The organism is Bradyrhizobium sp. BR14999 (assembly GCF_056106085.1).
In genome coordinates this window covers 6,014,059-6,033,214 of the sequence record NZ_CM148536.1, presented here as the reverse complement: position 1 = coordinate 6,033,214, position 19,156 = coordinate 6,014,059, and the positions used below count along the sequence as shown (strand labels likewise).

The following is a 19,156-nucleotide window of genomic DNA, read 5'->3' as shown; positions in this document are numbered from 1 at the left end:
CCGGCCGCCCGCTCGTCAACATTTCGATCAGGGATATCGGGCATGGCTGATGTCGCAATTCCCCGGGCCAAGCCTCAGATGAGCGAGGCGAGCGCCTGGACCCAGCTCAAACACAATCGTAACTGGCTCGGCTTCTGGTTCATGGTGCCGGCCATGGCGTTCCTGATCTTCTTCCTGGCCTATCCGCTCGGGCTCGGCATCTGGCTGTCCTTCACGGACACGCGCATCGGCAGGGTCGGGCACTTCATCGCCACCGAGAACTACGAGTGGCTCTGGGACGACTCCATCTTCTGGCTGTCGGTGTTCAATACGCTGCTCTACACCTTTGTCGCCAGCGCTCTCAAATTCGCGATCGGGCTCTATCTCGCGCTGCTGCTCAACGAGCACATGCCCTTCAAGGCGATGCTGCGCGCGATGGTGCTCGTCCCCTTCATCGTTCCGACCGTGCTCTCGGCACTCGCCTTCTGGTGGATCTTCGACTCGCAATTCTCGATCATCTCCTGGTCGCTGAGGCATCTCGGCCTGATCAGCCAGAACATCAACTTCCTCGGCGACACGACCTGGGCGCGCATTTGCGTGATCTTCGCCAATATCTGGCGCGGCGTACCGTTCGTGGCGATCACGCTGCTCGCGGGCCTGCAGACCGTTTCGCCGTCGCTCTATGAAGCAGCAACGCTCGACGGCGCCACGCGTTGGCAGAATTTCCGGTACATCACCTATCCGCTGCTGACGCCGATCATCGCTGTCGTGATGACCTTCTCCGTGCTCTTCACCTTCACCGACTTCCAGCTGATCTGGGCGATGACCCGTGGCGGCCCGGTCAATGCCACCCACCTGATGGCAACCCTGTCCTACCAGCGCGCGATCATCGCCGGGCAGCTGGGCGAGGGGGCCGCGATCTCCAGCGCCATGATTCCATTCCTGCTCGCTGCGATCATGGTTTCCTGGTTCGGCCTGCAGCGCCGGAAATGGCAGCAGGGAGAGAGCAATGACTGACCTGCCCACCAGATCCATCGATCTCAAGAACGTGCTGTCGGGCTCGGCGCCTACGGCCGATCACAGCGAGGGCATGAGCTATCTGCAGTCGGTGCCGCGCAGGATCGTGACGCTCTATCTGCCGCTGGCGATCATCGTCTTCATCCTGCTGTTCCCGTTCTATTGGATGGCGCTGACCTCGGTGAAGCCCGACGAGCAACTGCTCGATCTCGACAAGTACAATCCGTTCTGGACCTGGAATCCGACCTTCAAGCACTTCCACAAGCTGCTGTTCGAGAGCTACTATCCGCACTGGCTCTGGAACACGATGTACGTGGCGATCTGCGCCACGGTACTCTCGATCGTTGCATCGGTGTTCGCGGCCTACGCTATCGTGCGGTTGCGTTACAAGGGCGCCAATCTCGTCGGGGGCCTGATCTTCCTCGCCTATCTCGTGCCGCCGTCGATCCTGTTCATTCCGCTCGCCACCGTCGTGTATCAGTACGGCCTGTTCGATTCACCGCTGGCCCTGATTCTGACCTATCCGACGATCCTGATCCCGTTCTCGACCTGGCTGTTGATGGGCTATTTCAAGACCATCCCGTTCGAGCTCGAGGAATGCGCGCTGATCGACGGGGCGAGCCGCTGGCAGATCCTGATCAAGATCGTCGTGCCGCTTGCAATCCCCGGCCTGATCTCGGCCTTCATCTTCTGTTTCACGCTGTGCTGGAATGAGTTCATCTACGCCCTGACCTTCCTGCAGTCGACCAGCAACAAGACGGTGCCGGTCGCGATCGTCAACGAGTTCGTGGATGGTGACATCTATCGTTGGGGTTCGCTGATGGCGGGAGCGCTGGCCGGCTCGCTGCCGCTCGTCATCCTTTACGCCTTCTTCGTGGAGCATTATGTGTCGGCGATGACCGGCGCCGTGAAGGAGTGATCGCGGGGCTTGCCGAGGGCGCGTCAGGAGCGGCGCGCTCCGGCCAATAAGAAGGAGTAGGCTCTTGCACATTCTGGTTCTGGGCGCCGCCGGCATGGTCGGCCGCAAACTCTGTGAACGGCTGCTGCGCGACGGTCGGCTCGGCAAGAGCGACATCACGAAATTGACCATGCATGACGTGGTCGAGCCCAAGAAGCCGGAAAAGGCCGGCTTCCCCGTCGAGACCGTTTCGGGCGATTTCGCCGTGCCCGGCGCGGCCGAAAAGCTGATCGCCGGCCGCCCCGATGTGATCTTCCATCTTGCCGCGATCGTCTCTGGCGAAGCCGAGCTCGATTTCGACAAGGGCTACCGCATCAATCTCGACGGCACGCGGATGCTGCTTGATGCGATCAGGCTCGTCGGCGGTGGCTACAAGCCGCGCGTGGTCTTCACCTCGTCGATCGCGGTGTTCGGCGCGCCGTTCCCCGATGCGATCGGCGACGAGTTCTTCCACACCCCGCTGCTCAGCTACGGCGCCCAGAAGGCAATCGGCGAACTCCTGCTCGCCGACTATTCGCGCCGCGGTTTCCTCGACGGCATCGGCATCCGCCTGCCGACTATCTGCATCCGCCCGGGCCTGCCGAACAAGGCGGCATCGGGCTTCTTCTCCAACATCCTGCGCGAGCCACTGGCCGGCAAGGAAGCGATCCTCCCGGTGTCCGAGGATGTCCGCCACTGGCACGCGACGCCGCGCTCCGCGGTCGGCTTCCTGCTCCACGCCGGCACCATGGACCTTGCGACCGTCGGTCCGCGCCGCAACCTCACCATGCCCGGCCTGTCCGCAACCGTGGGCGAGCAGATTGCGGCCTTGAAGCGCGTTGCGGGCGAGAAGGTCGCCGCGCGCATCAAGCGCGAGCCGGATCCCTTCATCGTCGGCATCGTCGGCGGCTGGCCGCGCAATTTCGACGCGAAGCGGTCGCGCGAGCTCGGCTTCACCACCGCCGAGAAGAACTTCGACGACATCATCCGCATTCACATCGAAGACGAGCTCGGCGGCAATTTCGTCGCCTGATCGCGCACTGAGCGGGTCACATGATGGCGAGCGTTGCTTGCATGGGCGAATGCATGGTCGAGCTCCGGCAGGCCCAGGGCGGACATTCCACCGGATCGTCCGCGGCGCAAGGGCAGGGCGGCGGCCTGTACTCGCGCGGCTTCGGCGGCGACACGCTCAACACGGCGGTGTACCTGGCGCGGCTCGAGGTCAAGGTCGACTATCTCACCGCGCTGGGTGATGACGCCCTGAGTGATGAGATGATCGCGGCCTGGAATGCCGAGGGCGTTGGCACGAGGCGCGTCGTGCGGCTGCCGGGCAAGCTGCCCGGCCTCTACATGATCCAGCTCGATGCAAAGGGCGAGCGCCAGTTCTTCCACTGGCGGGACAGCGCGGCGGCGCGCCAGCTGATGAGCCTGCCGGAGACGGACGAGCTCCTCAACTCGCTGATGAGCTACGATATCGTCTATCTCTCCGCGATCACGCTCTCGATTTACGACGCGCCCGGGCGCGAGCGTCTGTTCGCGGCGATCAAGCGCGCGCGCCTGCTCGGCACCCGCTTTGTGTTCGACACCAATTTTCGCGCGCGCGGCTGGCCGGACCGCGAGGTCGCGCGCGAGGTGTTTGCTGCCGCCTTCGCGGCCGCCGACATCGTGCTGACCTCGACCGAGGACCTGCTTGCACTCTATCCCGGCGAGAGCCACGAGCAGCTGATGGCCCGCATCCCGTCTCCGGAGCTGGTGTTCCGGCTCGCCGAGCCGGTGAGCCTGTTGCGCGTTCCGGGGGCTACCCACGAGGTCCGCGCCGACCCCATGACCAAGCCGGTGGTGGACACCACAGCCGCCGGCGATAGCTTCGCGGCAGCCTATATTGCGGCCCGGCTCGCCGGCTCCGAGCCGGTCGAGGCCGCCCAGGCCGGGCATCGTCTCGCCAGCCTCGTGATCTGCTATCCCGGCGCCATCATTCCAAGCTATTCCATGCCGCCGAAGAAGCGGCATCGGCCGGCGGCCTCACGCCAGGTGACCAAGTGAAGAAGCGACAACAACGATGACCACGAGTGCCCAACAGAATCATCTCGTCGCGCTGTTCAAGGCGGCGACCGTCATTCCCGTCCTCACCATCGAGCGTATCCAGGATGCGGTGCCGCTGGCACGTGCGCTGGTCGCCGGCGGCGTCCGCACGCTGGAGGTGACCCTGCGCACCCCCGTTGCGATCGAGGCGGCGAGGGCAATGATGGCCGAAGTGCCCGAGGCGGTCGTCGGCATCGGCACGATTCTCAATCCGGCCGACTTCAGCCGCGTCGAGAAGCTCGGCGTCAAGTTCGGCATCAGCCCGGGCCTGACCCCCGATCTCCTCAAGGCCGCTGCCGACAGCGCCTTGCCGTTCGCGCCGGGCATCGCCACCGCCTCCGAGCTGATGATGGCGCTGGCGCAGGGGTTCGACGTCGCCAAATTCTTCCCGGCGGAGCAGGCCGGCGGCATCAAGGGCCTGCGCGCCCTCGGCGGGCCGTTCCCGAACGTGCGGTTCTGCCCAACCGGCGGGGTCGGCGAGGCCAATGCGGCGACCTGGCTCGCCGAGCCCAATGTGGTCGCGGTCGGCGGTTCCTGGCTGTGCCCGACGGCCGAGATCAGGGCCGGGAACTGGGCCGGCATAACTGCCATCTGCCAGCGCACCCTCAAGGCCCTGAAAGCCGCGTGAAGTCTTGCCATCCCTGGGCTAAGACTTAACTCAGGAAGAGACCCCAGGGAGAAATGACCATGACCGCCAGCATCGTCGGATGGGCGCATACGCCGTTCGGCAAGTTCGACACCGAAACCGTCGAAAGCCTCGTCACCCGCGTGGCCAACGAGGCGATGGCGGATGCCGGCATTTCGGCCAGTGATGTCGACGAGATCGTGCTCGGCCATTTCAACGCCGGCTTCTCGCCGCAGGATTTTACCGCCTCGCTGGTGCTCCAGGCCGACCCGAAGCTGCGCTTCAAGCCGGCGACCCGGGTCGAGAACGCCTGCGCCACCGGCTCGGCGGCCGTGCATCAGGGCCTGCGCGCGATTGCCGCAGGTGCGGCCAAGATCGTGCTGGTCGTCGGCGTCGAGCAGATGACCCGGACGCCGGGGCCGGAGATCGGCAAGAACCTGCTCAAGGCGTCTTACCTGCCCGAGGACGGCGACACGGTCGGCGGCTTCGCCGGCGTGTTCGGCAAGATCGCCAGCTCGTATTTCCAGAAATACGGCGACCAGTCCGATGCGCTGGCGCTGATCGCGGCCAAGAACCACAAGAACGGCGTCGCCAATCCCTTCGCTCAGATGCGCAAGGATTTTGGCTTCGACTTCTGCCGGGCCGAGAGCGAGAAGAACCCGTATGTCGCCGGTCCCTTGAAGCGGACCGACTGCTCGCTGGTCTCCGACGGTGCCGCGGCGCTGGTGCTGGCCGACGCCGAGACCGCCAAGGGCATGAGCAAGTCGATCGGCTTCCGCGCCACCGCCCACGCCCAGGACTTCCTGCCGATGAGCAAGCGCGACATCCTCCAGTTCGAGGGCTGCACCGTCGCCTGGCAGCGCGCGCTGGAGCAGGCGGGCGTGACGCTCTCGGATCTCTCCTTCGTCGAGACCCATGACTGCTTCACCGTCGCCGAGCTGATCGAGTACGAAGCCATGGGCCTGACGCCGAGGGGGCAGGGTGCCCGCGCCATCAAGGAAGGCTGGACGCTCAAGGACGGCAAGCTGCCGGTCAATCCGTCCGGCGGCCTCAAGGCCAAGGGCCATCCGATCGGCGCCACCGGCGTCTCCATGCATGTGATGACCGCGATGCAGCTCGCCGGACAGGCGCCCGAGGGCATGCAGCTCAAGAACGCAAAACTCGGCGGCATCTTCAACATGGGCGGTGCGGCGGTCGCCAATTACGTTTCCGTGCTGGAGCCGTTGAAGTAAGCTCGGTCCTGTAGGGTGGGCAAAGGCGCCATGCGCTGTGCCCACCTTCTTTCTTGCGCTAGATCATGGTGAGCACGCTTCGCTTTGCCCACCCTAGGGCTCCTGATTGGTTTGCGGGAAAAGCATCATGAGCAAGGACTACGAAACTTCACTGTCGATGGATGCCCTCAACGATCGCATCGCGATCCTCGAGGATAACATCCGCCAGCTCATCGAGCAGGCCGCTGCCGCCTCGGGTGAGCAGAACGAGTCGCGGATCGCCGACCGCATCAATCAGCAGAACGACGAGCTCGACCGTCTCATCAAGATCCGCGAATCCCGCCAGAAGAAATAGCGGGCGATATCGCCGCGCGATGCATGCCGCCATACGCCGGTCGCCCTTGCGCGACCGGCGGCACTGCCGTTAGCTGGACCGAAATCGCGAGGGCGCTTGAGCCCTGCGCAATCGGGAGCGAACGATGGGGCCGCTGAAGGGCATCAAGGTCATCGACATGACCACCGTGCTGATGGGGCCTTATGCGACCCAGATGCTCGGCGATTACGGCGCCGACGTCATCAAGGTGGAATCGCTCGACGGCGACGTCACCCGCCTGATTGGCCCGACGCGGCACGCCGGCATGGGCCCGGTATTCCTCAACACCAACCGTAGCAAGCGCTCGATCTGTCTCGACCTGAAGAAGCCTGCCGGTCGCGATGCCGTGCTGCGATTGCTGAAGAATGCGGATGTTCTCGTCTACAACGTCCGCCCTCAGGCGATGGCGCGGCTTCAGCTCGGCTACGACGTCGTTTCCGCGATCAATCCACGTCTGGTCTATGCCGGCGTGTTCGGCTTCGGCCAGGACGGGCCCTATGCCGCAAAACCCGCCTATGACGATCTGATCCAAGGGGCGACCGCGCTGCCGGCGCTGATGGCGCAGACCGGCGATGGTGTGCCGCGCTATGTGCCGAACGCGCTGGTCGACCGCATCGTCGGTCTCACCGCGGTCGGCGCGATCTGCGCCAGCCTCGTGCATCGCGACCGCACCGGGCGCGGCCAGCGCGTCGACATCCCGATGTTCGAGACCATGGCCGGCTTCGTCATGGGCGATCACATGGGCGGGCTCACCTATGAGCCGCCGCTCGACAAAGGCGGTTACGCCCGCCACCTCTCGCGCGACCGCAGGCCCTACAAGACCTCGGACGGCCATCTCAGCGTCATCGTCTACAACGACAAGCAATGGGAGAATTTCTTTGAGGCGACGGGGCGCGACGATCTGCGCGCCGATCCCAAATTCGCAACTTTCGCCGGCCGCGCCGCCAATATCGACGTCGTCTATGCCGAGCTCGCGCGCATTTTCGAGACGCGTACCACCGCCGAGTGGATCGAGCTTTTGACCAAGGCCGACGTGCCGGTCATGCCGATGCACGACCTCGCCTCGATCCTGCACGATCCGCATCTGGAGGCGACGAATTTCTTCCCCGTCGTGGAGCATCCGACGGAAGGCCCGATCCGCAGCATGAAAGTGACGGCGACCTGGTCGGAGACGGAAGCCGAGCCGGATCGGCTCGCGCCGCGGCTCAACGAGCATGGCGCGGAGATCCTGGGCGAGATCGGCTATTCCGCCGACGAGATCGCAACCATGATCCGCGATGGCGTGACGCGACCCGCGCCGGAGTAGGGGGCATTATGAGCTTCATCACCGGCGTCGGCCTCACGCCTTACGGCAAGCACGAAGGCTCATCCTCGCTCGACCTGATGAGCAAGGCCGCGCAAGCCGCGCTCGACGATGCCGGGCTGAAGCGCACTGAAATCGACGGCATCCTCTGCGGCTACTCCACCGTCTCGCCGCACATCATGCTGGCGACCGTCTTCACCGAGCACTTTGGCATCCGCCCTGCTTACGCCCACGCCGTCCAGGTCGGCGGCGCCACGGGCCTCGCGATGACGATGCTCGCACATCATCTCGTCGAGGCAGGCGTCGCGCGCCACGTGCTCGTGGTCGCCGGCGAGAACCGGCTTACGGGCCAGAGCCGCGATGCCTCGATCCAGGCGCTGGCGCAGGTCGGACATCCCGACTACGAGGTTCCGCTCGGCCCGACCATTCCCGCCTATTACGGCCTCGTCGCCACCCGCTACATGCATGAATACGGCGTGACCGAAGAGGACCTTGCCGAGTTCGCGGTGCTGATGCGCAAGCACGCCTGCACTCATCCCGGCGCGCAATTCCACGATCCCATCACGGTTGCCGACGTCATGGCCTCCAAGCCGGTGGCGATGCCGCTGAAGCTGCTGGATTGCTGCCCAGTGTCCGACGGCGGTGCTGCGTTCATCGTCAGTCGCGAGCGGACCGGGGAGGCGGGCGTGCGTATTCGTGGCTGCGCGCAGGCCCATACCCATCAGCATGTCACGGCCGCACCCGGCCTCAGCGAACTCGGCGCCGAAATCTCGATCGCGCGCGCCAAGGCGGCCGCGGGCCTTGCGATCTCCGACGTGCGCTATGCTGCCATCTACGACAGTTTCACGATCACGCTCGCGATGCTGCTGGAGGACCTCGGCCTCGCCGGCCGCGGCGAGGCGGCAGCCCGCATACGATCAGGCCATTTCAACCGTGACGGCGCGATGCCGCTGAACACCCATGGCGGCCTGCTCAGCTACGGCCATTGCGGCGTCGGCGGCGCCATGGCGCATCTGGTCGAGGCGCATTTGCAGATGACGGGACGGGCGGCGAATCGGCAGGTGCGCGATGCCTCGGTCGCGCTCCTGCACGGCGATGGCGGCGTGCTGTCGTCCCATGTCAGCATGTTCCTGGAGCGGGTGCGATGAGCGAGCGTCTGGCCGACTGGACCAAGGGCGAGCAGGCCATCACCTACCAAGCCTGCGCCGCCTGCGGCCATGTGCAGTATTTCCACCGCGCCTTCTGCGCCGCCTGCGGCGTGCCCGATCCGCACGAAACGCGCGCCAGCGGCAAGGGCAGGGTGTATGCGACCTCGCTGGTCTGCCGCGCCGCGACGCCCGAGACGCGCGCCCACGTGCCCTACAACATCCTGCTGGTCGATTGCGCCGAGGGTTTTCGCATGATGGCGCATGGCGAGAACGGGCTTGTCATCGGCGATTCGGTCACCGCGAGCTTCAAACCTTTTGCCGGCAAGCTCGTGCCGTTCTTCACCAAAGAGAAATAGCAGCTAAGGGCGAATAGAGGGATTCGTCATTCGGGGGCGGTCCAAAGGACCGAGCCTGGAACGGGATTCTGGGCCTGGCCTGTGCGAGGGCCACCCCGGAATGACGAAAACTCTAAAACTCCAACTCAAGCGCGACGAGATTAGGATGAATCGTCATCGCGCTTTAGGTTATTGTTTCAGCATGATCTTTTCGGAAAACCGTTACGCGCTTTTCCGGATCATGCTCTAACGCCCGTAGAACAAGATGCTGGCGATGACGAGCATCGCTGTCACCGCCAGCATATGCGCGAGCGCTCCCGAGGCCGCCCCCTTGGTGGCTTCCTTCATGCCTTGTTCTCCCTAGACTTGGGCGTGACTCATCGTTGCGTGGTGAGCGCAAAGACGGCCAATTGTTTTACTCGGAACACCCCACTCACGAGTACCCACCGCAATTTGTCCCCACGCGGCGAATATCGACTGTGTCAGGGTCGATCAGCAATGCGGCGGCAATTTGACTCGATGATGTTGCTCCTGCGTCGGCGCAAGAATAGAGTTTTGGGGGAACTCTCACCGGCAACGACAAAAAGCATCAAAAGCCCAAGAAAACTTTAGAGACAAACTTCAGGGAAAACTTCAGGAAAATCATGGCCCGCATTCAGTACAGCGACCCGTCCAAGGCCTCCGACCGCACCCGCGAAATCCTCGACAAGAACCGCAACGCCAATATTTTTCGCATGATGGCGCACTCGCCGAGCTATTTCGAGCAGTACTGCCGCCTTGGCGGCGCCATCCGCCACAAGGGCGAGCTCGATCCGGTGGTACGCGAGCTTGCGATCACGCGCACCGGCATCCTATGTGAGGCACCTTACGAGATCGTCGCGCACAAGCGCATCGGCAAGAATGTCGGTGTCACCGACGAGCAGAACGAGGCGATCGCAAACTGGCAGGCGGCGAGCTGCTTCAACGAGGTGCAGCGCGCCGCTCTGGCCTTCACCGACGAGATCGTGAAACTGAACAAGCCGACGGATGCGACCTTCAAAGCGATCGCATCGAAGCTGACGCCGGCCGCGCTGGTCGAGCTCCAGCTCTCGGTCGGCTTCTACGTTATGACCTCGAAATTCTTGGAGACGTTCGAGATCGACCTGCAGCCGGTGACGGAAGTGGTGGGCTGATCAGATTAGAAGCGGCGAGGAATGCCGATGACGATCGATGAATATGCGGCCTGGGCCGCGACCATTGCGAAAGTCGAAGAGCATCCGTCCAACGAGCGGCTGTCCTATCTCGGTCTCGGCCTTGCCGGCGAAGCCGGCGAGGTCGCCGATCACATCAAGAAGCTGCTCCGCGACGGCTGGCTGGATCAGGCGGGTCTCGTCAATGAGCTCGGCGACGTCGTCTACTACTGGGCGTGCCTGTGCGCGGCCACCGGCCAGCAGCCGTCCGAAGTGCTCAAGACCAGCGCAGCCAGGATCAACCGGCGGCTGAGCGAGGCCGCGAGCCGCTGACGCAAGCGTGAGCTGAAGGCCCCGGTCACCTCTCCCCGCCGGGGTAGGGCTATCGCATATGGCGTGAATAATGCTTCGGCATCGGCAGTGGGCTCCCTCTCCCGCTTGCGGGGGAGGGCTGGGGTGGGGGTGCCTCCGCGTGGGGATTGTCGAGAATTGCGGAGGCGATCCCAGTGCGGTGAGAGCCCTCACCCGCCGCGCTCGGGACGATGCTTCGCATCGCCCGGGACGCGTCGGCCTCTCCCGCAAGCGGGAGAGGCGGAGCAAACTCGCGGGTGGTCCCCGCGAAATGCATATGCGATAGCCCTACCCGCCGGGGAGAGGTGAAGAGCTCGGCCGCCGCTACGTCGACGTCAGAATATCCACCTTGGCGTTGGCGACGATCAGGCGGTCGGCCAATAGCTGGGCCAGATTGCGCATGATGCGCTCGCTGGCGCGGGGATGCTGCTCGCGGAAGCGCTCGAAATCCTTCAAAGGCGCTTCGAACACGGTTGCGGCCATGTCGGCGAATACGTCGGCGGAGCGCGTTGCCTCCAGCAGCGCCATCTCGCCAAAGGCCATGCCGGCAGTGAGTGTTGCCAGCCTGACGCCATCGGGCAGCGTGACGTGGACCGCGCCGCTGCGCAGGAAGAACACGGCATCGGCAAGGTCGCCGGTCGTGACGATCTTTGCGCCGGACGGATAACTCCTGACGGTGCAGATTGCGGCGAGGTCGGACAGCTCGTTCTCGCTCAGCCCTGCGAGCAGCGGCTGCTCGGCAAGCTCGGTGGTCTCGTGGAAGTCGATCGAGCCGCCATAGCGGTAGACGATCTGGTCTTCGGCCCATTCGATCGCGGTGTCGAGCAGGTAGAAGTCGCGGACGTTCTTCAGCTCCGCCGTCCATTCCCGCAAGCTGTCCCATTCCTTGGAGGCGCGCCTGACTCCCGACAGCACCACCGTGACGTTGAGTGCGGCGAGCTCTTCGAAGGCTTCGGCGACGAGGCGCGCACCGGCGCGCGTGGTGGAGGTGACGCGGTGCAGATCGAAGATCACGAATTGCGGCCGCGGCCGTCCCGCGAGCCGGCGCGAGACGTAGTCGACCGCCGACAGCGACAGCGTACCGACCAGCTCGATGACCCGCACCTCCTGCTCGTGCGCCGCCAGAATCTCGCGCTCCTGGGGGCGGCGCACGCGCCGCGACGGGCTCTTGCCGATGTCATAGTCGGCAATGACGGCATTGCGCGCGTCGTCGCTGCGGTTGAGCATGTGCAGATCGTAATGCGAGGACAGCGCCTCGCAGACCTTGATGCCGCGCACGCTGTTGCCGTGCTTGTCGAGCTTGGGCGAATAGCTGCCGAGCCCGAGCCGGGCAGGGAGTGCGGCGAGGATGCCGCCGCCGACGCCACTCTTGGCGGGGATGCCGATCCGGTAGACCCATTCGCCGGCATAATCGTACATACCCGACGATGTCATCACCGAGAGCGTGCGCGAGATCGCGTACGGCGTCAGCACCTGCTCGCCCGTCAGCGGATTGATGCCGCGATTGGCGAGCGTCGCCGCCATCACCGCGATGTCGCGCGCCGTGACCAGCACGGCGCATTGCCGGAAATAGACGTCGAGCACGGCCGCGACGTTGTCGGAGATCACGGCGTTGGTCTTGAGGAGATAGCCGATGGCACGGTTGCGGTCGCCGGTCTGGCTCTCCGAAGCGTAGACCGATTCATCGACAGCGAGTTCGCGTCCGGCGAAACGGCCGAGCGCAAGGCGGATCTGCTCGAAAGCGTCCGCGCCCTTGCTGTCGTAGATCAGCCCGGTGCAGGCGATCGCGCCGGCATTGACCATCGGGTTGAACGGATGGTTTTCGGAATTGAGCCGGATCGAGTTGAAGGGATCTCCGGAAGGTTCGACGCCAATCGCGCTCTCGACTTTGCCGGCTCCCAAAAGGTCCAGCGCCAGCGCGAACACGAACGGCTTGGACATCGACTGGATGGTGAAGGGCACCCGGCTGTCGCCGACTTCGTAGACATGCCCGTCCAGCGTCGCGAGGCTGATGCCGAAATGGGCAGGGTCGGCCTTGCCCAGCTCGGGGATGTAGTCAGCAACGCTGCCTGAGGTCTCGGCCGAGAATTCGTTGAGGCAATTGTCCAGAAACCGCAGCAAGGGCGGTTTCGAGCGGGTCCAGGCGGAGGCGGCGGGCGATAGCGGCTTCATCGCCTCACTTGTGCAACGCAATCAGGGCGCGCGCAACCCGTCCGGCACGATGGTCTGCCGGCGGACCAGGACAAGGGCGAGCAAAGCCGTGGGCACGAGGATCGCGAGGCCAAGCAGCGTCACCTGCATCTGCGACAGCGGCATGATCCCGCCGCCGGGCGTCGCGACCACGAAGCCGCCGATCACCAGCAGCACACGGATCGGCCATTCCAGCGCGCCAGCGCCGCGCAAGTTACCGACGAAGGGCTGGTAGCCCTGGATGCCGCCGCAGATGAACAGCGTGCCGAACGCGGCGAGCCCCATAAGGCCGAGCCCGGCGAGGTAGGGGCTCGGCCCCTGCAGCACCAGCGCCGGATTGAGCACGAAGAAGAATGGGATGAAATAGATGATGCTGCCCACCCACATCGATTCCCACCCGGTCTTCATCGCCGGCGAGCCGGCAATGCCGGCGGCGGCGAACGAGGCGATGGCAACCGGCGGCGTGATCGAGGACAGCATGCCCCAATAGAAGATGAACATGTGCACAGCCATGCGATTGAGCCCGAGCTTCTCCAGCGCGGGCGCGACCAGGATGGCGAGGAAGATGTAGCAGGCCGTGGTCGTCAGGCCGAGTCCGAGGATCAGGCTGGTGAGCGCGCACATGCCGAGCAGCAGGAAGGCGTTGTCGCCGGCAATGTGCAGGAGGTCGTTGGCAAGGCTCGACACCACGCCAGTCATCGAGAATGCGCCGATCAGCAGGCCGCAGCCGGCGAGGATGCCGACCAGCTCGACGAAGGTGCGGCCGTTGACCTCCAGGAACTTGCCGATGGTCGCAAAGGTCCAGCGCGTGTCCTTGGAGAAGAACTGGTTCAGAACGAGCAGCAGCGCGGTGGCGTAGAACGGCGCGTGGCTCTCGCGCTTGAAGTAGAGCAGCATCACGATCAGGAGCGCGATCACGAAGACGTAGTACCAGCCGTCCTTGATCGTATCCATGATGCGGGGCAGCTCGGCGCGCGGAATCCCCTTCAGCCCGTGGCGCGCGGCATAGGCATCGACCTGCATGAACAGGCCGACGTAATAGAGGGCCGCCGGAATGATCGCGGCGAGTGCGACATCGGCGTAACTGACATTGAGGAATTGCGCGATCACGAAAGCAGTCGCGCCCATCACCGGCGGCGCCAACACCGCGCCGGTCGAGGCGCAGGCCTCGATCGCACCGGCATAGGATGCGCGAAAACCGCTCTTCTTCATGACGGGAATGGTCATGGTACCGGCGGTGAGCACGTTGGAGATGATCGAGCCCGACATCATGCCGAGCAGGCCGCTGGCAAAGATGCAGACCTTCGCCGCACCGCCGCGGAAGGTACCGCACAGTGCAAAGGCGAGGTTGATGAAGAATTTCCCGGCGCCCGTCATCATCAGCGCAGTGCCGAACACCAGGAAGCCGATCACGGTGTCGGCGAAGGCCTGGATCGGAATGCCGAGCAGGCTCTCGCCGGAGAGCACGTGATAGGCCGTTGCCTGCTCGAGTGTCGATTGTGTGCCGCGGAACGGCCCGAGCCAGCTGGATTCGGCGAACAGCGGATAGACGGTGAAAGGCAAGACGCTCAGCAGCAGGCTCCAGCCACCGGTGCGGCGCAGCGCTTCCATCAGCATCACCCACATCACGAGGCCGGCTGCGATCACACTGTTGGGCGCGCCGCCGAACTCCCAGCCGGCCTCCGCCGCCTTGCGTACGTTGGACATCAGCATCAGCGCCGCCGCGAAGGTCGCGACGAACAAGACGAGGTCGTACCAGGGGATGCGGTCGAGCGGGGCGCGTTCAGTCCCTGGGAAGATCAGGAAGGTGAACGGCAGCATCAACGCGATCAGGAGATAGAAATACTCCGTGTTGAGCTGGGTGTAGCCGACGAAGAAGCGCAGCGAGAATTGCTGGTTGATGCAGAGCAGGATGGTGGCCGCGGTCGCAACCACCAGCGTCCAGCGCCAGGCGCCGCGCAGCGTACGCACGCGCGTGACCTCCGCCTCCTGCATGTTGGCGGCGGCGCCGTGCGGATCGTCGAACACGATCCGCTTGGCCTCGTCCTGCGAGCCGGTGGAGGTGGAAGCAGAAGGCATCATCGATCCCGCGCGTGGGCTATTGAACGCTGGCTAATGCGAATGGGTGTTGTTTTGCATCGATCGCGTCGCGGGCTCGCTCAACCTCTCCCGCTTGCGGGAGAGGTCGGCGCGCCAGCGCCGGGTGAGGGTTTCCTGCTCTGGGGGAATCCCGCCGTGGAGACACCCTCTCCCCAACCCTCTCCCGCAAGCGGGAGAGGGAGCGCACTTCCCGCGCGGCAACGATCAAACCCAACAGCATCGCGTTCTATTCCTCAAATCCGTTCGGCATGTCGGCCTTGGCAAGCGCTGCCGCGCGGGCCTTCATCCAGCCGTCGAGGAATGCCCTGTCATCCGATGGCGGATTTGACTTACCGTACGCCGCCCACGCCGCGCCAAGCACCTCTTGCCGCTTGATCAGCTTGTTGTTGTGCGCCTCCTGCGCATCGCTCCATTGCCCGGCCTCCTTGAGCGCCTGCACCGCACCGGGATGTACCGGCACCACCCAGTTCTTGGTCTGCCGGTCGGCGGCAAGACCGCCGGCACCGGGCGCGGAATCCTTGTAGGCGTCGTAGTTCACGATCATCGCCTTGGTGATCGCATAGACCTGATCGGCCGGCTGCGAGGCGTAGGCGACGAAGATCGGGTAGGGATAGTTACCGAGCTCGACCGGCTTGTCCGGCGAGATGCCGGCGCCGCAGGTCGCAAGCTGCGGGAAGAAGAACGAGCCGACCTTTTGCATCCGCGCCCAGCCTTCCTTGTCCTTGGCGGGGAGCGGCGGCCAGATCAGGCCGCGCGGCGAGGTCTCGGCCTCCTTGGCGGGGCCGGTGATGGTAGTGCCGAACGCGGCATCGACGTCGTTGTTGATCAGGCCCTTCCACATCGCGCCGTAGCTTGCGAACTCGACGGCCTTGACGTCCTTCTGCGTCAGCCCTGCGAAGGCGAGCACCGCGAGCGAGTTCTGGTTCAGCGCCGGCGAGCCGACGACGAAGCCGACGCGCTTGCCTCTGAGGTCCTTCAGCTCCTTCACGCCGGTGTCGGCAGCGACGCCGAGCGAGCCGCAATTGCAGTCGACCGTCGAGAGCAGGATCTGGAGCGGCTGCGGCCCCCATTCCTTCGATCCGAACTCGAACACGCCCTCCTGCGCGAAATAGGTCCCCGAGCCCATCGCCGAGGAGGCCGCGCGCTTGGCGCGCAGCGGCGCGAGGCGGGCGACGTCGTTGCCTGCGGGGAGCACGCGCACGTCGGTGCCATATTTGTCCTTCATCATCTTGCCGACGCCGACCGCGATGTTGAAGCCGGCGGTGCCGGTGTCATAGGCGGTGAACGTCAATGTCGCCGGCAGCTTGATATCCTCGGCGAACGCATAGCGTGTAGACGCAAAAGAAATGCCTGCCACCAAGGCAGGCGCAAGCATGAGCAGCCCACGAAGCATGTTTTCCCTCCATCATCTTCGCTTAAGCGCGAAGACCTTCTTGCTTGAATCGGATCATGTCACCGGGCATCCGCGATGGCAACGCCGGAGCGCGAATGCAGAAACCAGGCTGACAGAATGTCGCGGAATCCAGGGATTATGCAGTCAGTTCGCGACGATCGCGATCGCTTGTCCCTCGGCAACGACGTCGTCGAGCTTCACCAGAAGCGACGTGATCGTGCCGCTCGCGGGCGACTGCACGGGTATCTCCATCTTCATGGCTTCGACGACCACAACGTCATCGCCATCTGCGACGGTTCCTCCAACTTGCACGGGAGTTGCGCAGATGCGCCCCGCGACCTCCGTGACGATCTTAATTTCTGGCATGCCATCCCTTTTTGTTGTCGTCGCAAGATGCCTGAGGTAGCGTCGTCTGCAAGTGGAATTTAATTCCGCAGAGCGAAACAAGCTGGTAGGGAACATGGGACGACGATCGGAGCGGTTGAGTAGGCAAGGTGTGCTCGCTGGCGATGCCGGTGAGGGTGATGTCATCCAGGTGGTGTCGCGCGCGTTCGACGTGTTGCGATGCTTCGAGGGCCACGATAGCAGGCTCGGCAATCTCGAGATATCGAATCGCTGCGGCCTGCCGCGCTCGACGGTGTCGCGGCTCACGCACACGCTGACGCGGATGGGCCAGCTCGTCTACCTGCCGCGCGATCAGAAATATCGCATCGGCCCGAGCGCGGTGGCGATGAGCGCTTCGATGATGAAGGGCGCGCAGCTGCGCAGCATGATCCGCCAGCGGCTTCAGGAAGTCGCCGAGCAGCTTCCGGGCACGGTCGGCTTCGTCGTTCCCGATCGCTTCCATCTCGTCTATCTCCAGTTCGCGCGCTCGGCGAGCGCGCTCGGCCTGCACGAGGGCACCGGCAGCCGCATCTCGATGGCTTCGACCGCGGCAGGCGCGGCCTACACCGCTGCGCTGTCGCCCGAGGTCGGCGACGCCTTCATTGCGGACATGGAGCGGGAAGCGCCCGAGGCTGCAAAAATCTTGAGGCCCCGCATCGAGGCCAACCGGCAGTCGCTGCGCGAGCGCGGTTATGTCGTGGCCTGCGGCCTGTGGAGTCCGCACATCAACGGCCTCGCCGTGCCGATCTGGTCGCCGCAGTATCAGACCTTCGTCGTCATCACGATCGGCCTGCTGGCTGCGATGTATGACGAGCAGCGGCTGCATGACGAAGTCGCCCCGTTGATGCTCACGCTCGGCCGCTCGCTCGGCAGCCTGATGGAAGGCGCGGAGGGCGATGCCTTCAACAACCGTCTCTCGCGTAAGCCGGTCGCAATGGCCGTGCGCAACAATAACAAGCCGATCAACTCGGAGGGAGTGAATGAACTGGAAGCCGGAACTCGACGAGCTCGCCCGGCGCGAAGCCTTCGCGCGGGAGATGGGCGGCGTTGACAAGGTCAAGCGACAGCATGACCAGGGCCGGCTGAGTGTTCGGGAGCGCATCGACGGACTGATCGACAAAGGCAGCTTTCACGAGATCGGTGCCGTCTCCGGCATCGGTGAGTACGATTCCAGCGGCGAGCTGCAGAAAGTGACGCCGGCGAACTGCGTGTTCGGTCGTGCGCGCATCGAAGGCCGTACCGTGGTCGTGGTCGGCGACGATTTCACGGTGCGCGGCGGCTCGGCGGACGCGTCGATCTCGGCCAAGCCGCTGATGGCGGAGGAGATGGCGCGCGACTTCCGCCTGCCCATCGTCCGCATCGTCGAGGGCTCCGGCGGCGGCGGCTCGGTCAAGACCATCGAGACCAAGGGCGCGGCCAATCTGCCGGGCGGCATCGGCGGCACGCGCTGGTATCGCTTCACGACGGAGAACCTGTCGCGCGTGCCGGTCGTCGCGCTCGGCCTCGGCTCCGTCGCGGGCTTAGGTGCCGCGCGTCTTGCCGCAAGCCACTATTCCATCATGACCCGGAAGTCCGCGATGTTCGTGGCGGGCCCGCCGGTGGTGAAGGCGCTGGGGCAGGACCTCTCGAAGGAGGAGCTCGGCGGCGCCGACATCCAGACCCGCGCCGGCGCGATCGATCATGCGGTCGAGACCGAGGAGGAGGCGTTTGCCTGCGCGCGGCGCTTCCTGTCGTATTTGCCGTCCTCGGTGTACGAGCTGCCGGCGACCTTGCCCTGCACCGACAATCCGGAGCGCACCGAGGAAGCGCTGCTGAGCGCGGTGCCGCGCAACCGCAAGCAGGTCTATAAGATGCGGCCGATCATCGACGCCGTCGTCGACAAGGGCTCGTTCTTCGAGGTCGCCAAGAATTTCGGCAAGCCAATCATCGTCGGTCTCGCGCGGCTCGAGGGCAGGGCGGTGCTGCTGCTCGCCAGCGACAGTTTTCATTATGGCGGCTCCTGGACCGCAGATGCCTGCCAGAAGGTGGTGCGCTGGGTCGACTTCGCCGAGACCTTCCACCTGCCGATCGTCTATCTCATGGACTGCCCCGGCTTCATGATCGGCCTCGACGCCGAGAAGGCCGCCACCATCCGCCACGGCGTCCGCGCCATGGCCGCGGTGAACCAGACCACCGTGCCCTGGTGCACGGTGATTCTGCGCAACGCCTTCGGCGTCGCCGGGGTCGTGCATCAGCCCGCCGACCGCTTCTCGATCCGCTACGCCTGGCCGTCCGCCTATTGGGGTTCGCTGCCGCTCGAAGGCGGCATCGAAGCCGCCTACCGCGCCGATATCGACGCGGCCGAGGACAAGGCCGCGAAGCTGAAGGAGATCGAAGCGCGCCTCAACAAGCTGCGCTCGCCGTTCCGGTCGGCCGAAAAGTTCTGGGTCGAGGAGATCATCGATCCCAGAAGGACGCGATCATTGCTGTGCGAGTTCGCCCGGCTGGCCGAGCCGCTGCGCAAGCCCGGGCCGCCGGAGAATTTTTCGATCAGGCCGTAGCGCTCAAGCCGTGATTGCA

Annotated in this window: 18 protein-coding genes; 14 read left to right on the top strand and 4 right to left on the bottom strand. The window is 64.7% G+C overall.

Going from position 1 to position 19,156, the window contains the following annotated elements:
- The first annotated feature begins 78 nt into the window (after window positions 1-78).
- From ACR9YP_RS28325 to ACR9YP_RS28270, 12 genes are all read left to right on the top strand, one after another.
- Window positions 79-996 carry a carbohydrate ABC transporter permease gene (locus ACR9YP_RS28325; RefSeq protein WP_206732736.1) on the top strand — a complete coding sequence of 306 codons (918 nt, stop codon included), beginning with the start codon at window positions 79-81 and terminating at the stop codon, window positions 994-996.
- Window positions 989-1,915: a carbohydrate ABC transporter permease gene (locus ACR9YP_RS28320; RefSeq protein ID WP_128934395.1), complete on the top strand. Its 927-nt coding sequence runs from the start codon at window positions 989-991 to the stop codon at window positions 1,913-1,915. The genes ACR9YP_RS28325 and ACR9YP_RS28320 overlap by 8 nt, the downstream gene beginning before the upstream one ends.
- Before the next feature lie 64 nt (window positions 1,916-1,979).
- Window positions 1,980-2,966 carry a D-erythronate dehydrogenase gene (gene denD, locus ACR9YP_RS28315; protein ID WP_438109039.1) on the top strand — a complete coding sequence of 329 codons (987 nt, stop codon included), beginning with the start codon at window positions 1,980-1,982 and terminating at the stop codon, window positions 2,964-2,966.
- 23 nt (window positions 2,967-2,989) lie between these two features.
- Window positions 2,990-3,976 (top strand): sugar kinase, encoded by a 987-nt coding sequence (locus tag ACR9YP_RS28310; protein ID WP_438109037.1) that lies wholly within the window; start codon window positions 2,990-2,992, stop codon window positions 3,974-3,976.
- Between the two features lie 16 nt (window positions 3,977-3,992).
- A complete protein-coding gene (gene eda / locus ACR9YP_RS28305; RefSeq protein WP_438109036.1) occupies window positions 3,993-4,643 on the top strand; it encodes a bifunctional 4-hydroxy-2-oxoglutarate aldolase/2-dehydro-3-deoxy-phosphogluconate aldolase in 651 nt (216 codons plus the stop codon).
- Window positions 4,644-4,702: 59 nt separating this feature from the next.
- Window positions 4,703-5,872 (top strand): acetyl-CoA acetyltransferase, encoded by a 1,170-nt coding sequence (locus tag ACR9YP_RS28300; RefSeq protein WP_091888507.1) that lies wholly within the window; start codon window positions 4,703-4,705, stop codon window positions 5,870-5,872.
- Window positions 5,873-5,999: 127 nt separating this feature from the next.
- Window positions 6,000-6,206 (top strand): hypothetical protein, encoded by a 207-nt coding sequence (locus ACR9YP_RS28295; protein ID WP_091888505.1) that lies wholly within the window; start codon window positions 6,000-6,002, stop codon window positions 6,204-6,206.
- Between the two features lie 124 nt (window positions 6,207-6,330).
- On the top strand, window positions 6,331-7,530 hold the full coding sequence (locus tag ACR9YP_RS28290) for a CaiB/BaiF CoA transferase family protein (RefSeq protein ID WP_438109034.1): 1,200 nt from the start codon (window positions 6,331-6,333) through the stop codon (window positions 7,528-7,530).
- An 8-nt stretch (window positions 7,531-7,538) separates the two neighbouring features.
- Window positions 7,539-8,675 (top strand): thiolase family protein, encoded by a 1,137-nt coding sequence (locus tag ACR9YP_RS28285; protein WP_438109032.1) that lies wholly within the window; start codon window positions 7,539-7,541, stop codon window positions 8,673-8,675.
- Complete coding sequence (locus ACR9YP_RS28280; RefSeq protein WP_438109030.1) at window positions 8,672-9,031, top strand: Zn-ribbon domain-containing OB-fold protein; 360 nt, start codon at window positions 8,672-8,674, stop codon at window positions 9,029-9,031. Before ACR9YP_RS28285 ends, ACR9YP_RS28280 begins: the two co-directional genes overlap by 4 nt.
- Window positions 9,032-9,654: 623 nt before the next feature.
- Window positions 9,655-10,182, top strand: coding sequence for a carboxymuconolactone decarboxylase family protein (locus ACR9YP_RS28275; RefSeq protein ID WP_091888497.1), 528 nt, complete (start codon window positions 9,655-9,657; stop codon window positions 10,180-10,182).
- A 27-nt stretch (window positions 10,183-10,209) separates the two neighbouring features.
- Complete coding sequence (locus ACR9YP_RS28270; protein WP_176945636.1) at window positions 10,210-10,512, top strand: nucleoside triphosphate pyrophosphohydrolase family protein; 303 nt, start codon at window positions 10,210-10,212, stop codon at window positions 10,510-10,512.
- Between the two features lie 342 nt (window positions 10,513-10,854).
- On the opposite strand, the gene glsA is transcribed toward ACR9YP_RS28270, so the two are convergent.
- From glsA to ACR9YP_RS28250, 4 genes are all read right to left on the bottom strand, one after another.
- Complete coding sequence (gene glsA / locus ACR9YP_RS28265; protein WP_438109028.1) at window positions 10,855-12,702, bottom strand: glutaminase A; 1,848 nt, start codon at window positions 12,700-12,702, stop codon at window positions 10,855-10,857.
- A 21-nt stretch (window positions 12,703-12,723) separates the two neighbouring features.
- A complete protein-coding gene (locus ACR9YP_RS28260) occupies window positions 12,724-14,799 on the bottom strand; it encodes a TRAP transporter permease (protein ID WP_474221129.1) in 2,076 nt (691 codons plus the stop codon).
- Window positions 14,800-15,046: 247 nt separating this feature from the next.
- Complete coding sequence (locus tag ACR9YP_RS28255; protein WP_474217649.1) at window positions 15,047-16,213, bottom strand: TAXI family TRAP transporter solute-binding subunit; 1,167 nt, start codon at window positions 16,211-16,213, stop codon at window positions 15,047-15,049.
- A 144-nt stretch (window positions 16,214-16,357) separates the two neighbouring features.
- Window positions 16,358-16,579, bottom strand: coding sequence for a biotin/lipoyl-containing protein (locus ACR9YP_RS28250; protein WP_128934384.1), 222 nt, complete (start codon window positions 16,577-16,579; stop codon window positions 16,358-16,360).
- A gap of 94 nt (window positions 16,580-16,673) precedes the next feature.
- On the opposite strand from ACR9YP_RS28250, the gene ACR9YP_RS28245 reads away from it, so the two are divergent.
- Both ACR9YP_RS28245 and ACR9YP_RS28240 read left to right on the top strand, forming a co-directional pair.
- Complete coding sequence (locus ACR9YP_RS28245) at window positions 16,674-17,648, top strand: IclR family transcriptional regulator (protein ID WP_176946012.1); 975 nt, start codon at window positions 16,674-16,676, stop codon at window positions 17,646-17,648.
- Window positions 17,578-19,137, top strand: a complete 1,560-nt coding sequence (locus ACR9YP_RS28240) for an acyl-CoA carboxylase subunit beta (RefSeq protein ID WP_438109025.1) — start codon at window positions 17,578-17,580, stop codon at window positions 19,135-19,137. The genes ACR9YP_RS28245 and ACR9YP_RS28240 overlap by 71 nt, the downstream gene beginning before the upstream one ends.
- The last annotated feature ends 19 nt before the right edge of the window (window positions 19,138-19,156 follow it).

Coding starts and splice junctions, on each gene's coding strand:
- ACR9YP_RS28285 (WP_438109032.1), top strand. CDS start 7,539: ATGAGCTTCATCACCGGCGTCGGCCTCACGCCTTACGGCAAGCACGAA.
- ACR9YP_RS28290 (WP_438109034.1), top strand. CDS start 6,331: ATGGGGCCGCTGAAGGGCATCAAGGTCATCGACATGACCACCGTGCTG.
- ACR9YP_RS28295 (WP_091888505.1), top strand. CDS start 6,000: ATGAGCAAGGACTACGAAACTTCACTGTCGATGGATGCCCTCAACGAT.
- ACR9YP_RS28240 (WP_438109025.1), top strand. CDS start 17,578: ATGAACTGGAAGCCGGAACTCGACGAGCTCGCCCGGCGCGAAGCCTTC.
- ACR9YP_RS28320 (WP_128934395.1), top strand. CDS start 989: ATGACTGACCTGCCCACCAGATCCATCGATCTCAAGAACGTGCTGTCG.
- ACR9YP_RS28275 (WP_091888497.1), top strand. CDS start 9,655: ATGGCCCGCATTCAGTACAGCGACCCGTCCAAGGCCTCCGACCGCACC.
- ACR9YP_RS28270 (WP_176945636.1), top strand. CDS start 10,210: ATGACGATCGATGAATATGCGGCCTGGGCCGCGACCATTGCGAAAGTC.
- ACR9YP_RS28300 (WP_091888507.1), top strand. CDS start 4,703: ATGACCGCCAGCATCGTCGGATGGGCGCATACGCCGTTCGGCAAGTTC.
- ACR9YP_RS28310 (WP_438109037.1), top strand. CDS start 2,990: ATGGCGAGCGTTGCTTGCATGGGCGAATGCATGGTCGAGCTCCGGCAG.
- eda (WP_438109036.1), top strand. CDS start 3,993: ATGACCACGAGTGCCCAACAGAATCATCTCGTCGCGCTGTTCAAGGCG.
- ACR9YP_RS28255 (WP_474217649.1), bottom strand. CDS start 16,213: ATGCTTCGTGGGCTGCTCATGCTTGCGCCTGCCTTGGTGGCAGGCATT.
- ACR9YP_RS28245 (WP_176946012.1), top strand. CDS start 16,674: ATGGGACGACGATCGGAGCGGTTGAGTAGGCAAGGTGTGCTCGCTGGC.
- ACR9YP_RS28260 (WP_474221129.1), bottom strand. CDS start 14,799: ATGCCTTCTGCTTCCACCTCCACCGGCTCGCAGGACGAGGCCAAGCGG.
- ACR9YP_RS28250 (WP_128934384.1), bottom strand. CDS start 16,579: ATGCCAGAAATTAAGATCGTCACGGAGGTCGCGGGGCGCATCTGCGCA.
- ACR9YP_RS28325 (WP_206732736.1), top strand. CDS start 79: ATGAGCGAGGCGAGCGCCTGGACCCAGCTCAAACACAATCGTAACTGG.
- ACR9YP_RS28280 (WP_438109030.1), top strand. CDS start 8,672: ATGAGCGAGCGTCTGGCCGACTGGACCAAGGGCGAGCAGGCCATCACC.
- glsA (WP_438109028.1), bottom strand. CDS start 12,702: ATGAAGCCGCTATCGCCCGCCGCCTCCGCCTGGACCCGCTCGAAACCG.